Consider the following 15,866-nt stretch of genomic DNA (forward strand, 5'->3'; position numbering starts at 1 on the left):
GAGTTTATGTTTCGATTTGACAGAGAAGAATGCGTAAGGGAGTTTGGTGAAGATTCTCTTTTTTATTTTTATCCATATTGGATAGAGCAAACTGTAGAAAGTATAGATCTAGGAAAGACAACATTTGTAATTCCTTTTAAGTCGGAAGAATTTTTTGATAAAAGTATAGAAGAGTTAAAGAAGTTAGGAGCCAGTTCACTTCTATTTCTCAGAAATATAAAAAATATATCTATTCATAACGAAGAGGATGGTACTACTCGCACATGTAGTATAACCCAAATAGGCGATTTAACTCCGCTCCTTCAGAATGAGGATATTAAAATTGGTAAATTTTTATTAGTAGAGGGAGGTACCGCTACACGTTTTTTAGTCTTTCGGGGAGTTTTTCAAGTACCTGATAATATTCGAAGTGATGGAGAAACAAAAAGAGCAAAAAGAGGTGACGTTAAAAGCAGAGAAATTTCAATAGCTATACAACTTGATGAGCAAGAGAATTTAATGCCTACAAAGGGATATATATGTTCTTTTTTCCCAATTGAGGAACGGAAAATAAACTTTCTCGTTCATGCCGATTTCATAGTTCAGGCAGGGCGTGTTGCATTGCTTGATAATAAATGGAATAGATGGATGATGGAAAAAGCAAGAGAAGTTGCAGAAGCAGCGTACCATTACTTCCAAGAAAACCCAGAAAAACCTGAATGGGTAGAACAGTCTCTTTTAATTTTTGAAGAGCGAGAGATAAGCGAAAAATATGATGACATCTTTGAAAAACCATTATTTGAGGTGACTAAAAATCCAAAAGTTATCTGTATTGAGGGAAACAAATGTCCTCTTGATGAAGTAATAAAAATAACTGAAGAAACAGAGGAATTGATAAAGAAAGGATATATTAAATGCTCAGATGTAGAAATTATTTCTAAAGAGAAAAAACATTTAATTAGAAAAGATTACCCAACTGGAGGCAGAAAAGTTGAAGAATTGAGTGTGGACAAAATAAATACCGAAGAATTTATTAAAGCAAAAATAGATAAAAAGAAAGGCATCAAATTTTTAATCGATTTTTATCCAGTATACAAAAAAGCGTTAGAAAAGAGATATGCTCATTATCGCCAAGATCAACGCGAGGGCTTTATTAAGAACGATTTAGGACGGCTACTTGTAATTGATAGGAATGGAAATATAAAAAAGCAAAATGAAGTTTGGATTGAGCCAGACATGAAAATATTTGATGAGCTAAAGAGTAAAGGTATTGAGGTTGATGAAACACAAATTCTTTCAGAGTACACTTTGATTGATAAAGAGTTATGGAGTAGAGGGAAAGATTATCTTCCAAGGGTAAATAAAATTACGCAACAGATGATTGTTAAGAAGTGTATTCTACCAAAGATTAAAATATCCTCTGAACATCCATCTAAAGATGATATTCTATCTTGGACATACATTTTGAAATCATATAACTCTTATCCAAAAGATGAAATTTGGGTCATAGATGATAATGGACAAGTCAGAAAAAGTAGTGAGATTTTTCTCTCTGATAAATATAATTCCATTTACTGCGTGCAGAAATTTGACCTACCTAATATAAACTATCTAAGTGAGGAATATCTAAAGTTGGACAACGATCCTGATGGATGGAAAAAATTTTTTGAAAACACTTCAATGAAAGGATATAGGAAATTCGATTATGAAGACTACATAAAAAAGGAGGTTTTGCCTGTTTTAAAAGATGGGGAAAAAATTAAAAGTTTAACAGATTCTATAGTCATTAACTATACTCAAGCAATAGTAGAATGTGAAGTAGACATTAATGAGCCGATTTTTGTGGTGCTAAAAGATGGAAGCAGAGCGATGTCAAATAGTGAAATCTATTTTCCAAACGAATATTCACCCAAACAGAATTGGGAAAATCAATCGATCATTGGTCTTAAATTTATATCTTCAGAGTATATTGGAAGTGATGTCTCTAAATGGAAAGAGTTTTTCAAGAAAATAGGTGTGAAAGAAGAGGCTTCTGGAGAGATGATTGAGGAATTTGGAAAAAATATTGTAAAAAAGAAATTTGAAACTGAGGGATATAAAGTAGAGCCATATGGCGGAAAAGCAGATTTGAAAGCGACAAAAGAAATCTTAACCATTTTTATAGAAGTTCGATCAAAATCATCAGGCGATATTACAGACGAATCTTTGGACTCGGAAAAAGCAAAATTTGCTGAGGAGCAAAAAGATAACTTCTATCTTGCTAGGGTCATAAATATCCCAGATGCACCATATATCTATCTTCTAAAGAATCCCGCAAATTGCGAAGAAATTGCTTTGGAGATGAAGATACCTAAAAGCGTGATCGAGAAATACAGTGAAAAGATAAATGCAAAAGATCTGATAAAGGGTGATTAAAATCTTCCCGTCGCCCGCAACTCTCCGCTTCGCTTCGGTGCTATCGCACTCGGACAACAGGTGGATATGTGGCTCGCTATCATTCGCCCAGATTTGCTCCCTACGGTCGCAAACATCATATATCCCCAGAACGTTAGCAGAAATTCCGCACGCCGCCTTGAGAATAGAAGGTATAATCTGGAGGATGATGAACAATGGCAATGAAGAAAACTCAACTTTACACTCATCTTTGGGAAGCTGCTAATGCCCTCAGGGGCGGAATGGATGCGAGCCAGTACAAAGATTATGTACTTACAATTTTATTTGTTAAGTATGTAACGGACAGGTATAAAAATGATCCCTACGCTGATTTTGTGGTTCCTGAAGATGGGAGCTTTGATGCTCTGGTAGAGGCAAAAGGTAAGCCAGATATTGGCGAAAGAATAAACAAAGTCCTATCGAGACTTGCAGAAGAAAATGAATTGAAAGGAGTCATTGATCTTGTAGATTTTGATGATAGCACTAAACTTGGAAGTGGAAAAGAGAAAGTTGATAGACTCACCAAACTCATAGCTATTTTTGAAAACCCTGAGCTTAATTTTTCTAAAAACCGAGCAGAAGGAGATGATATCCTCGGGGATGTATATGAATACTTCATGAAAAAGTTTGCAACGGAGGCAGGTAAGAGCAAGGGGCAATTCTATACTCCTGCTGAAGTATCAAGAGTCATGGCAAAGATTATTGGTGTAGAAAACGCAAATTCTCCGGATCAAACTGCATATGATCCTACCTGCGGTTCAGGTTCTCTTCTTTTGAAAGTTGCCGATGAAGCACCGGTTGAAATCAGTTTATACGGGCAGGAGATTGATATTAATGTTGCCAATTTGGCGAGAATGAACATGATTCTACACGGTAAGCCTTATGCAGTTATAGAACAGGGAAACACATTATCTAATCCAAAATTTAAAAACAAAGACGGCTCTCTCAAAACATTTGATTTTGCTGTTGCAAATCCACCTTTTTCTCAAAAAAATTGGATGAATGGACTTGTTCCAGAAAATGATCCATATCATAGATTTGATGATGGTATCCCCCCAGCAAAAAATGGAGATTATGCCTTTTTACTCCATTTAATAAAATCACTGAAACCTGGAAAGGGGAAAGGAGCAATAATCCTGCCCCATGGAGTGCTTTTTAGGGGTGGTGCTGAAGCAAAGATAAGAAGGAATCTCGTAAGAAAGGGTTATATTAAGGGAATTATAGGGCTACCACCAAACCTGTTCTATGGTACGGGCATACCCGCCATCATTATGGTAATAGACAAAGAAAACGCCCACGCAAGAAAAGGAATTTTTATGATTGACGCTTCAAAGGGATTTAGGAAAGATGGACCTAAAAACAGATTGAGAGAGAGGGACATTCACAAGATAGTTACCACTTTTGTAAACTTTGAAGAAATACCCGGATACTCCAGAATGGTAAGCCTGGAAGAGATTGAAAAGAATGATTACAACCTCAATATTCCGAGGTACATAGACAGCACCGAGGAAGAAGATATTCAGGACATACATGCACATTTACACGGGGGAATACCAAAGAGAGACATTGACAAGATAGAAGGGTTGAAGATTTTCAAGAGTTTGAAAAAAGAACTATTTGAGGAAAAGGAGGACCGTTACTATCAACTAAAAGTAGGAATAGAGCTCCTACAAGACTTCATAGAGAACCATGGAGAAGTGGACAAGTTCAAAGATAATGCTTTGAGAGTATTCAAAAACTGGAAGGAAGGGAAAATCGCATTTTTGAAGTCGATAGAAAGTAATACAAAAAGCAAACAATTCATAAAGGAACTGTCTGAAAGCCTGCTCGACGCGTTCAGGTCCGTGGCACTCGTGGACGAATACGCAGTTTATCAGATTCTAATGGATTACTGGGACGAGGAAATGAAGGACGATGTCTATATGATAATTGAAAACGGCTGGGAAGCAAAAACATACAGGATTATTGAGAAAAACAAAAAGGGCAAAAATGTAGACAAGGGATGGACATGCGACATACTACCAAAGGAGATTGTGACATCTGAGTTCTTTAATGATGAAAAGAGGGAAATAGAAGAATTGGAAGCAAAGAGGGAAGAGATACAGAGGGAAATGGAAGAGATGAAAGAGGAATATGGCGGAGAGGAAGGTATTCTTGAAGAAGTCAAGAATGAGAAGGGCAATATAACAAAAAAAGACTTGCAGTTAAAAATCAACGAACTAAGATGGAATCCCTCAGAATTTAAAGAAGAACTGGAAATATTGACAAAATATCACAATCTCATGAACAAAGAATCTGAAATTAAAAAGAAGATAAAAGAGAAAGAGAAAGAACTTGACGAGAAACTCCTGAGAAAGTACGCAGAGCTCACCGAGGATGATGTTAAACGTCTAGTAGTGGAAAAGAAGTGGTTAAAACGCCTTGAAGATGATTTGAAAGACGAACTGGATGATATTATTTTAGAAATGGTCAACAGGATAAAGGAACTTGCAGAGCGATACGCGGAGCCTCTGCCTGAAATTGAGAGAGAAGTTGAGGAGTACGAGAAAAAGGTGAAGGAACATTTGAAGGTGATGGGGTTTGAAATATGACCAACGAAAAAATCCCTCCTGGCTATAAGAAAACCGATGTTGGGGTAATTCCCGAGGATTGGGAAGTGAAGAATTTTGATAATATATTAATAAGTATTCCAACTAAGGATTATCAATTACAGACCACTGAATATAAGAATATTGGAAAATATCCAATAATAGACCAAGGACAAAAATCTATAGTTGGCTTTAGTGATAGGGAAGAGAAGGTATTTTTTGATATTCAAGATGGAGTGATTATTTTTGGAGATCATACAAGGATAGTTAAATATTATATTCGCCCCTTCATCGTTGGGGCAGATGGTGTTAAAATTATAAAAAGGAAAAAAGAAGTTGTTGATTTGAAATATGTATATTACTATCTTAACTTACATAAAATTCCAGAAACGGGATACAATCGTCATTTTAAATTCTTAAAAGAAATGAATTTTCTTCTCCCACCCCTCCCAGAGCAGCGCGCCATCGTCCGCGTTCTCTCTGACGTGGACAAGCTAATAGAGTGTCTTGACAAGCTCATAGAGAAGAAGAAGCTCATCAAAAAGGGCGCAATGCAGCAGCTTCTAACAGGCAAAAAACGCCTGCCTGGGTTTAAAGGTGAGTGGGTGAAGAAGAAGTTGGGGGAGACCGGATACTGTCAAAGTGGTAATGGTTTTCCTTTAAAGTATCAAAATCTTAAAACAGGGGTATATCCCTTTTTTAAGGTGGCAGATTTATCTAGAAAAGGGAATAGCATATTCCTGAAATTCTCGAATCATTGGATAACAGAAGACATCAGAAGAAAAATAGGTGCTTTTGTATTTCCACAAAATGCAATTATCTTTGCAAAAATAGGTGCTGCTATTTTCCTAGAGAGAAAAAGAATATTGTTTCAGAATAGCTGTATAGATAACAATATGATGGGTTTTATTATTGATTCTTCACAAGCGGATTATAGGTTTATTTATTATATATTTAACACTCTTTCTTTAAGTAGGTTAGTTGAATCCACTGCACTACCTTCTATTAGTAAGAATAATATTGAAAATTTGGAAATCTCCCTTCCTCCATCCCTTGAAGAACAACAAGCCATCGCCCAAATCCTCAGCGATATGGATGCGGAGATTGAGGCACTGGAGAAGAAAAAAGAGAAGTATGAGATGATAAAAAAGGGCATGATGGAGTTGTTGCTTACTGGGAAGGTTAGAGTAAAAGAAGAAAATGGTAAAATAAGGAGGTTAAGAGTATGAGATTACAAAAAATAAAAGTTAAGTTTCAATACTGTTATGGTATTAAGAAATTAGAATACGAGTTTAATTTTTCAAATAGAGTTTTTGCAATATATGCTCCTAATGGTATGATGAAAACATCTTTTGCAAGAACTTTTAAAGATTTTGCAGAGCAGAAAGAAACTAAGGATTTGGCGTTTCCCGAAAGACAAACGATCCGAGAGATAAACGCAGAACCGGAATTATCGCCTGAGGAAGTTTTTGTTATAGAACCTTATAATGAAACATTCCAATCTGATAAAATGTCAACATTATTAGTAAACGAAAATTTAAGAAAAAAATATGACGATATTCACAAGGATATAGACAAAACAAAAAAAGAATTAATAAAGAAACTAAAACAACTTTCAGGACTGACAGGAAGAAAAGATGACATAGAAAAAACAGTTGAATCAATCTTTAGAAAGCCACTGTTGGATTATTTGCTAAGCATTAAAGATAAAATCGAGTCTCAGTCAGGGAATAATGAAATTGAAAACTTTAATTCTATTGTCTATTCTAAGATTTTTAATGATAAAGTGAGAAAGTTTCTTGAGCAAGAAGATGTTATAGGGTCTATAAATTCATATATTGAGCGATATAACGAACTAATAGATAAATCCACTTATTTAAAAAGAAATTTTACTCTATATCAAGTTCAGAATGTACATAGAGAACTTGCTAAAAATAATTTTTTCAAAGCGGGGCATTCTGTAAATATGTTTGATGGAAATACGAAAAAAGAAATTGATGACGAAGAAAAATTGAATGAACTGATAGAAGAAGAAAAGAAAAAAGTTTTAGAAGATGATATATTGAAACAAAAATTTGAAGAGATAGATAAAAAGTTATCTTCCAATGCAGAGTTAAGAGAATTTAAAGATTATTTATTAGATAATCGTGAGATACTGCCTGAACTTGTAAATTTAGATGAATTTCAAAAGAAAATATGGCTTTCCTATTTTCTCCATGAAAAAGACTTGTCATTAGAACTTATCAAAAAGTATGAGAAAGGACAAAATGATATAAAAACACTCATCGAGCAAGCTAAGACTGAGAGGACGGAATGGGAAAATGTTATAGAAACATTTAATAAAAGATTTGTACATTTACCCTTTTATCTTGAAATATCAAATAAGGAGGATGTGCTATTAAAGGGCAATGTCCCTGTTATTCAATTTATTTTTAAAGATGAAGAAGATAGGAAAATATTTAATGACAAAGATGAGCTTTTAAGGATCCTGAGCCAGGGAGAAAAGAGAGCTCTATATATACTGAATATAATTTTTGAAGTAGAAGCAAGAAAAAGAAATCAGCATAAGTCCTTATTTATTATTGATGATATTGCAGATTCGTTTGATTACAAAAATAAATATGCGATTATTGATTATCTTCTTCATATGTCCGAAGTAGATAAATTTTACATGATTATTCTTACTCATAATTTTGATTTTTTTAGGACAATTATGAGTCGTCATGTTGTTTCTTACAGTCAATGCTTGATGGCCACAAGAGATAATGACACCATTGTATTAGAAAAGGCTCAGTATATAAGAAATCCATTTGCAAGAGATTGGAAAAATAATTTGTCAGAAAAGAAAAAATTAATTGCTTCAATTCCTTTTTTGAGAAATATTATTGAATATACTCAGGGTATAGGAAATGATGATTATATGCTTCTCACATCAGTACTTCACTATAAAACCAATACAGAGAATATTACTTTACAGCAACTTAAAGAAATCTTTGAAAAGTATCTGGTAGGAATAAACTTCCCAAACGTAGATTTGGACAAAAAGATAATAGAACTTATTTTTGAAACTGCAGATGAAGTTCTTGATGATAAGGAAAGACTTAATTTAGAGAACAAAATAGTACTCTCCATGGCAATTAGATTAAAAGCGGAACAATTCATGATATCTAAAATAACGGATGAAGATTTTATTAGAAGTATCGAAAGTAATCAGACTTGGAAATTATTAAAGAAATTTGAAGAAGAATTTAATAATGAAATAGAAAAAATAGAGCTGTTAAAGAGAGTTAATTTAATCACTCCTGAGAACATTCATTTAAACTCATTTATGTATGAACCTATCCTTGATATGAGTTGCGATGAGCTGAAAGAGTTATATAGAGAAGTTAAGCAATTATGAGGTGCTAACATGGCCATCGGAATCAATGAACCTGAAAAAAGAACTCAGGAGCGGGTTATAAACTTCTTTGTAAATGTACTTGGTTATGATTATCTTGGGAACTGGGAGAAGAGAGAGGGAAACTCAAACATCGAAGAGGAATATCTTATCAATTTTCTCAAAAAGCAGGGATATAGTGATGATGTTATAAAAAAGGCTATTGAAAAGTTGAAGAAAATAGCAGATAATCAGCAGAAATCACTTTACGATAGAAATAAAGAAATTTACGAACTTTTAAGATATGGTACAGATGTCAAGATTCATCCATCCGAGCCGTCCATACATGTTAATTTCATAGATTGGGAGAATCCAGAGAATAATCATTTTGCAATAGCCGAGGAGGTAACAATAAGGGGGAGACATACCAAGAGACCAGACATAGTTATATACATAAGTGGAATTGCCATTGGAGTCCTAGAATTAAAAAGATCAAGGATCTCGATAAGTGAAGGCATCCGGCAGAATCTTGATAGTCAGAAAAAAGAGTTTATTCAAGATTTCTTTACCACGATACAACTCGTTATGGCTGGAAACGATACACAGGGATTGAGATATGGAACAATTGAAACCCCAGAAAGATACTATCTTGAATGGAAAGAGGAGAATCCGGAGTATGATCATAACAAAAAGACAGCCCTGCCAAGAGCCTTACCACGAGATAAATGTGAAGTGTCTGAGAATATCCTTTACTGTGATATTTACAGGCTCTTAAATAAGACTAGGCTCTTGGAAATTATACACGACTTCATAATTTTTGATGCTGGTATCAAAAAGGTTCCAAGACACAACCAGTACTTTGCTGTAAAGGCAGCCCAAAAAAGCATAAAGAAGAGAGAGGGTGGCATAATATGGCATACTCAGGGGAGCGGAAAATCGCTCATAATGGTGTGGCTTGCTAAATGGATAATAGAAAACATCTCAGATAGCAGGGTTTTGATTGTCACTGATAGGATAGAGTTAGATGAACAGATTGAGAAAGTATTCAGGGGTGTGGGGGAAGATATATACAGAACAAAATCTGCAAGAGACCTGATTGAGCAGTTAAACAAGAAAGACGAGAACCTGATGTGTTCACTGATACATAAATTTGGGAGAGCAGAAGCTACAGACAGGGATTATGATGAATACATCCAAGAATTGGAGGCAACCCTTCCTATGGATTTTGAACCCAAAGGAAACATATTTGTGTTCGTGGACGAATGCCACAGAACTCAATCGGGTAAGCTGCATAGAGCCATGAAAAAAATTCTACCAAATGCTGTTTTAATTGGATTTACAGGAACTCCTCTCCTTAAAAAGGATAAACCGACAACCCTGGAAACATTTGGAAAGTATATTCATACATACAAGTTTGATGAAGGTGTGCAGGACGGTATAATCTTGGATTTGAGATATGAAGCGAGAGATGTGGATATAAAAGTAGTATCGGAGGACAAGATAGACAAATGGTTCGAAGTTAAAACAAAGGGCTTGTCGGATATCGCTAAGACTCAACTTAAAAAGAGATGGGGCACTCTGAAAAAATTATACAGCTCGAGAAGTAGGATGGAGAAGATCGTTGCGGACATAATCTTCGACTTTGAGACAAAACCAAGATTGGCAACTGGCAGGGGCAACGCCATGCTTGTGGCAGGTAGCATATACGAAGCATGCAAGTACTATGAACTCTTCAAGTCGAGAGGATTTGACAAAGTTGCCATTGTAACATCTTATCGTCCAAACATTATGAACATAAAGGGAGAGGAGACTGGAGAGGAGGGGGAGGCGGAAAACATAAAGAAATATGAGATTTACAAAAAAATGATAGCCGATTATTACAGCATTTCTGAGGAAGAAGCAGTAAAAGATTATTGGATAGACAAATTTGAGAAGGAAGTTAAAAAGAAATTCGTCGAAGAGCCCGGACAGATGAAGTTGTTAATCGTGGTGGATAAACTCCTAACGGGATTCGATGCGCCAAGCGCCACTTATCTTTACATAGACAAGCCCATGAAGGACCATGGCTTATTCCAAGCAATCTGTAGGGTAAACAGGCTGGACGATAAAGACAATGGAGATGAGTTAGACAAGGATTATGGCTATATTGTGGATTACAGAGACCTATTCAATAGTATGGAAAAGGCCATTAAAGATTACACATCAGGAGCATTCGCAGAGTTTGATAAGGAAGATGTTGAAGGACTGCTAAAGGATAGATTAACCGATGCGAAAAAAAGACTTGACGAAGCCCTTGAGAAGGTTGAACTATTAACTGAAGGTGTAAAACCACCAAAGGGCATAAACGAATATAGAGAATATTTTGTTGGAGACAACTCAGAGGAAAAGCAACAGCTCAGGTTAGAATTCTACAAAAGAGTATCCTCCCTTGTGAGGGCTTACACGAACATAGCTAACGAATTAACCGAAGCAGGATATTCCAAGAAAGAACAAGAAGAAATCAAGGAAAAAGTCAGGCATTACACGGCAATAAGAGGCGAGCTAAAATTAATGAGTGGTGATTACTTGGACTTGAAAGTGTTCGATCCTGCAATGAGGTATCTTATAGACTCTTACATCCAAGCGGAGGAAAGCAGAACCTTAGCATCATTCGAAGACACATCATTGCTGGAAATAATAGTACTTAAGGGCCTTCAGAAGGCTTTAGAAACATTACCAAGTGCCATCGGAAAGAACAAGGAGGCACTTGCTGAAACAATAGAGAACAATATAAGAAGGCTGATAGTAGACAAGAGGGAGGTTAATCCGGCATATTACGACAAAATGTCCAAAATACTCAAGGAACTGGTAGAAAAGAGGAAAAAAGAAGTTATTAGTTACGAAGAGTACCTAAAAGAAGTTGAGGAATTAACCAAGATGCTCATAAATAGGGAGAGCGGTAAACAATCATATCCCCCAAGCATAAGGAATAGTATGGCAAAAAGAGCCATATATGATAATCTAAAAGGTATTGAAAACAGAGAAGAACTTACAAATGCCATTGATGAAGCTATAAGAAAAACCAAAAAAGATAACTGGAGAGGACATAAAATAAAAGAGCGACAGGCAAAAAACGCTATCAGAAAAATTTTGAAAGATGAAGAACTCACTGAAAAGATCTTCCAAATAGTACTAAAACAGGGTGAGTATTAAATGAATAAAGAAAAACTCATAAGAGTTAAAGATATTGATGCCATAGTTTATAAGAAATGTATCAAAAATTTCCATTTAAGTGTTCTACCACCCGATGGAAAAGTAAGAGTTTCCGTTCCAGAAAATGTTTCGGATGAGACAGTAAAGTTGTTCGTCATTAAAAAGTATCATTGGATTAAAAAACATATCAAATCTTTCCAAGAACACGAAAGACAGACTAAAAGAGAATATGTTTCAGGTGAAAGTCATTATTTTAAAGGGAAGAGATATATATTGAGAATAGAATCCGCCAAAAGACCAAAAATAGAAATAAAAAGTAAGAGATATATTTATTTCTATGTGCCCCCACATTATACGATTCACCAACGGGAAAATTATTACGAAAAATGGTTAAGGAAAGAACTGAAAAAAGAGTTAGAGATTTTGGTACCAAAATGGGAAAAAATAATCGGAGTGAAAGTAAACGAAATAAGAATAAAAAAAATGAAAACTAAGTGGGGAAGCTGTAACCCAGATGCTAAAAGATTATGGATAAATTTAGAACTTATAAAAAAACCAACAAAGTATCTGGAATATGTGATCGTTCACGAACTCATACACTTATCGGAGAAAAAACACAACAGACGATTTAAAGAATTAATGAGCAAATATTTACCAGAATGGGAAACATACCGGAGGCAGTTGAATGAATTTATCCTGTAGAATCAAAACGGGTCTGCTAACAAGCGGGTATCTGGCTTTGGCTATCGCCTTCGCCCAAATCCTCGCCTATCGGCTCGGACTTCAGATACCCACAAAACGTTGTCCGAAATTCCGAACCCCACTCTGAGAGGTGAACTAAATGGATGAAAAGATTAAACAACTGGTAAATCAAGTAAAAACCATCTGATAACAAGATATGGGAAAAAGATTAGAGAGATTATCCTGTATGATTCCCATGCAAGGGGCGAGGCTACAAAAGATTCCGACATAGATTGTGCTAATTGATGATTCCATTGATCCTTTTGAGGTTAGAAGGAGCCTGAGCGATCTTTTGTTTGACATACTACTTGATACTTGAACAGGGTGAACTCATCTCAGTCGTCGTCCTTCCTGAAGATTTCTTTGAAAATTACAATTATCCATTTATGCTAAATGTGAAGAAAGAGGGTGTAAGAGTATGAAAGAAATAAGGGATTTCATGAAAAAGGGCAGAGAAATTCCTGACTACCGCAGAAAATGCCCTGAATATTGGAGATTATGATTCCTGTGTTTCAAGAAGTTATTATGCGATGTTCTTCATGGGGGAGGCAGTGCTTCTTACCAAGAACTTAAGTGCCTCCTCTCATAAAGGAGTAATAAGTTTGTTTGGAGAGCATTTCGTAAAAACAGGAATTTTTGAGAGGGAGATAGAAAGGCGCTTAATGATGCGAGTGAAATAACGTTGAGACCTTCTCATAAAGATCACTCTCCTCAGAACCTCTTAATTTTACATAAATTTATTTAAAGCATCTCTTTTATAACATCTATTTGCACACACCGTCCAAGAAAACAGGGGTCTCTCCTTCTATGGCGCCATACCATATTAATAGGCAGAGCACGTACCATCATCAGATTCAGATGAGCAGAACGAAAATCATCGCCACGCTGGGACCAGCGAGCATCGACAGGGTGGATGAGCTCGTGAGGGCTGGTGTGAGCGCCTTCCGGCTCAACCTGTCACATGGCACCCACGAGTGGCATACGCACGCCATCCAGAAGATAAGGGCGCTCTCGCACGAGGTGGGCATCATGGCAGACCTTCCCGGACCCAAGCTCAGGCTCACCCACGTGAGGGAGGGCACGAGGCTCGAGAGGGGTGCGAAGGTGGTGCTCACCCATGGAGAGGGGGTGGGCGATGAGCACGTGCTGTACGTGGACTATCCCCGTCTGGCACGGGACGTGCAGGCTGGGGAGAGGGTGCTCATCGGGGATGGAGATGTTGAGCTCGTGGTGGACTCCGTGAGCGGCAGCGATGTGCTGTGCACCGTGGTGGCTGGAGGCGATGTGGCATCCTGCAGGGGCGTGAGCCTCCCCTCCACGAGGCTCGGCGTGTCCGTCCCCACCGAGCGAGACAGAGAGCACATAGCATTTGCCGTGGACGCTGGTGTTGACCTCATCGCTGCATCGTTCATAAGGGACGAGCACGATGTCAGGGCTGTGCAGCGCGAGGTACAGGCGCACGGGGGGGACGTCCCCGTGATAGCCAAGATAGAAAAGCACGAGGCTCTCGAGCATCTCGACGCGATACTCGATGTGGCATACGGGCTCATGGTGGCAAGGGGGGACCTTGGGATAGAGGTGCCCATCGAGCGGGTGCCCCTGATACAGAGGAGGCTGCTCATGATGTGCAGGAGGGTGGCAAAGCCCTCCATCGTGGCAACACAGATGCTGGAGTCCATGCTCACCTCCCCCACACCCACGAGGGCTGAGGTGAGCGACATAGCCAACGCCATCCTCGAGGGGGCAGATGCCCTCATGCTCTCCGGGGAAACCGCGGTGGGCAGGTACCCTGTGGAGGCTGTGCGCATCATGGAGAGGGTGGCGTCCGAGACCGAGCGCTCTGGAGAGCTTGAAGGTCCAGTGGAGCTTGAGGGCAGGGGCATGGGCGTGCAGCAAGCCATCAGCCATGCGGCGTGCATCCTCGCCCACGAGGTCGGGGCGCGCGCCATCCTGACACCCACCGCCTCTGGCAGCACCGCAAGACACGTGGCGAGCCACAGACCCTCCCAGAGTGTGCTATCGATAAGCGAGAGCCACGCCACGCTCAGAAGACTGTCCATCACGTGGGGCGTCCAGCCAGTGCACACATCCGAGTTCGGCTCACTCGAGCACGTGCTCAAGGGGCTCATGAGGAGGATGAGGGAGAGAGGAGATGTGGCATCTGGAGACCTCGTGGTAATCACCGCTGGCGTGCCGATTGGCATCGCTGGGGGCACCAATATGATAAGGGTGGAGAGGGTGCCATAGATTAATAAGCACCCAGATACGAGAGGAAGCGGAGGCGAGACATGAGTGGTAGCACCCTTGCCGAGAAGATATTCTCGAGGGCAGCTGGAAAAGATGTGCGGGCTGGCGAGTTCGTGCTCGCACAGATAGACAAGGCGATGATTCACGATATCACTGGACCGCTTGCCATCGAGGGGTTTCTGGAAATCACGAGGGGCAGAGCCCCGAGGGTGTGGGACCCCTCGAGGGTGATAATGGTGTTCGACCATCAGGTGCCAGCAGACTCGCTTCAGGCGGCAAAGAACCACATAATGCTCCGACAGTTCGCACGGGAGCAGGGCATACTCAACTACGACGTGCTGGAGGGCATATGCCATCAGGTGCTCCCAGAGAAGGGACACGTGCTCCCCGGCGAGCTCATCGTGGGGGCGGACTCCCACACATGTGCCTACGGGGCGCTCGGGGCATTCTCCACTGGCGTAGGCAGCACCGATATGGCGGCAGTGCTCGCTCTTGGCAGGCTGTGGTTTAAGGTGCCCTCGACCATCAGGTTCGAGATCGAGGGCGCTCTGCCCCGAAGGGTGCACTCCAAGGACATCATCCTGAGGATAATAGGCGACATCGGGGCAGATGGTGCCACCTATAGGGCGTGCGAGTTCGCTGGCAGCACGGTGCGCAGCATGAGCATCGCATCGAGGATGACGATGTCCAACATGGCAATCGAGATGGGGGGCAAGGCTGGGCTCATAGAGCCAGATGAGAGGACCGAGCGGTACATAGCAGAGCGGGTGGAGGGCTTTGAGCTCGATGCGCACTGGAGAAGCGATGAGGACGCGTCGTACGAGGCTGTGCACCACTACGACGTGTCCGACCTTCCCCCACAGGTGGCGGTGCCCCACAGGGTGGACAACGTGCACCCGGTGGACGAAGTGGCGGGCACTCCCGTTGATCAGGTGTTCATCGGCTCGTGCACCAACGGCAGATACGAGGACCTCGAGGCAGCATACGACATCCTGAAGGGTGAGCACATCCCAAGGTCGGTGAGGCTCATAGTGATTCCCGCCAGCAGGGCAGAGTACATGCGAGCCCTGAGAGAGGGCATCGTGGAGGGGCTGGTGGAGGCTGGAGCCATCGTGGAGCATCCGTGCTGTGGTCCCTGCATGGGCGGCTCGTTCGGGCTTCTTGGCGATGGAGAGGTGGGCTTTGCCACATCCAACCGCAACTTCCAGGGGAGGGAGGGCAGTCCACACTCCTTCGTGTATCTGGGCTCGCCATCGACTGCAGCAGCCACCGCCCTGTATGGCGAGATAACCGACCCGAGAGAGGTGTAG

Annotated in this window: 9 protein-coding genes and 1 pseudogene; all 10 read left to right on the top strand. The window is 40.0% G+C overall.

Annotated elements, in window-relative coordinates; genetic code table 11:
• Positions 1–6: 6 nt before the first annotated feature.
• The gene (locus BP07_RS04255; protein WP_042686155.1) at positions 7–2,394 is read left to right on the top strand and encodes a protein NO VEIN domain-containing protein; all 2,388 of its coding nucleotides are present in this window, start codon (positions 7–9) and stop codon (positions 2,392–2,394) included.
• A gap of 194 nt (positions 2,395–2,588) precedes the next feature.
• On the top strand, positions 2,589–5,003 hold the full coding sequence (locus BP07_RS04260; RefSeq protein ID WP_042686158.1) for a type I restriction-modification system subunit M: 2,415 nt from the start codon (positions 2,589–2,591) through the stop codon (positions 5,001–5,003).
• Positions 5,000–6,229: a restriction endonuclease subunit S gene (locus BP07_RS04265; RefSeq protein ID WP_042686162.1), complete on the top strand. Its 1,230-nt coding sequence runs from the start codon at positions 5,000–5,002 to the stop codon at positions 6,227–6,229. Before BP07_RS04260 ends, BP07_RS04265 begins: the two co-directional genes overlap by 4 nt.
• On the top strand, positions 6,226–8,400 hold the full coding sequence (locus BP07_RS04270) for a hypothetical protein (protein WP_042686165.1): 2,175 nt from the start codon (positions 6,226–6,228) through the stop codon (positions 8,398–8,400). The genes BP07_RS04265 and BP07_RS04270 overlap by 4 nt, the downstream gene beginning before the upstream one ends.
• A 9-nt stretch (positions 8,401–8,409) precedes the next feature.
• The gene (locus BP07_RS04275) at positions 8,410–11,568 is read left to right on the top strand and encodes a type I restriction endonuclease subunit R (protein WP_042686167.1); all 3,159 of its coding nucleotides are present in this window, start codon (positions 8,410–8,412) and stop codon (positions 11,566–11,568) included.
• Entirely contained in the window at positions 11,569–12,270 is a 702-nt protein-coding gene (locus BP07_RS04280) for a M48 family metallopeptidase (RefSeq protein WP_042686171.1), read from the top strand.
• Positions 12,271–12,456: 186 nt separating this feature from the next.
• Complete coding sequence (locus BP07_RS09225) at positions 12,457–12,555, top strand: nucleotidyltransferase domain-containing protein (protein ID WP_394296289.1); 99 nt, start codon at positions 12,457–12,459, stop codon at positions 12,553–12,555.
• Between the two features lie 209 nt (positions 12,556–12,764).
• Positions 12,765–12,989: pseudogene (locus tag BP07_RS09230) on the top strand (HEPN domain-containing protein); the annotation flags it as partial.
• A gap of 178 nt (positions 12,990–13,167) precedes the next feature.
• Positions 13,168–14,556: a pyruvate kinase gene (gene pyk, locus BP07_RS04285; RefSeq protein WP_042686173.1), complete on the top strand. Its 1,389-nt coding sequence runs from the start codon at positions 13,168–13,170 to the stop codon at positions 14,554–14,556.
• 41 nt (positions 14,557–14,597) lie between these two features.
• The gene (locus tag BP07_RS04290) at positions 14,598–15,866 is read left to right on the top strand and encodes a 3-isopropylmalate dehydratase large subunit (protein WP_042686175.1); all 1,269 of its coding nucleotides are present in this window, start codon (positions 14,598–14,600) and stop codon (positions 15,864–15,866) included.

Source organism: Methermicoccus shengliensis DSM 18856 (assembly GCF_000711905.1).
Taxonomy (GTDB): Archaea; Halobacteriota; Methanosarcinia; order DSM-18856; family Methermicoccaceae; genus Methermicoccus; species Methermicoccus shengliensis.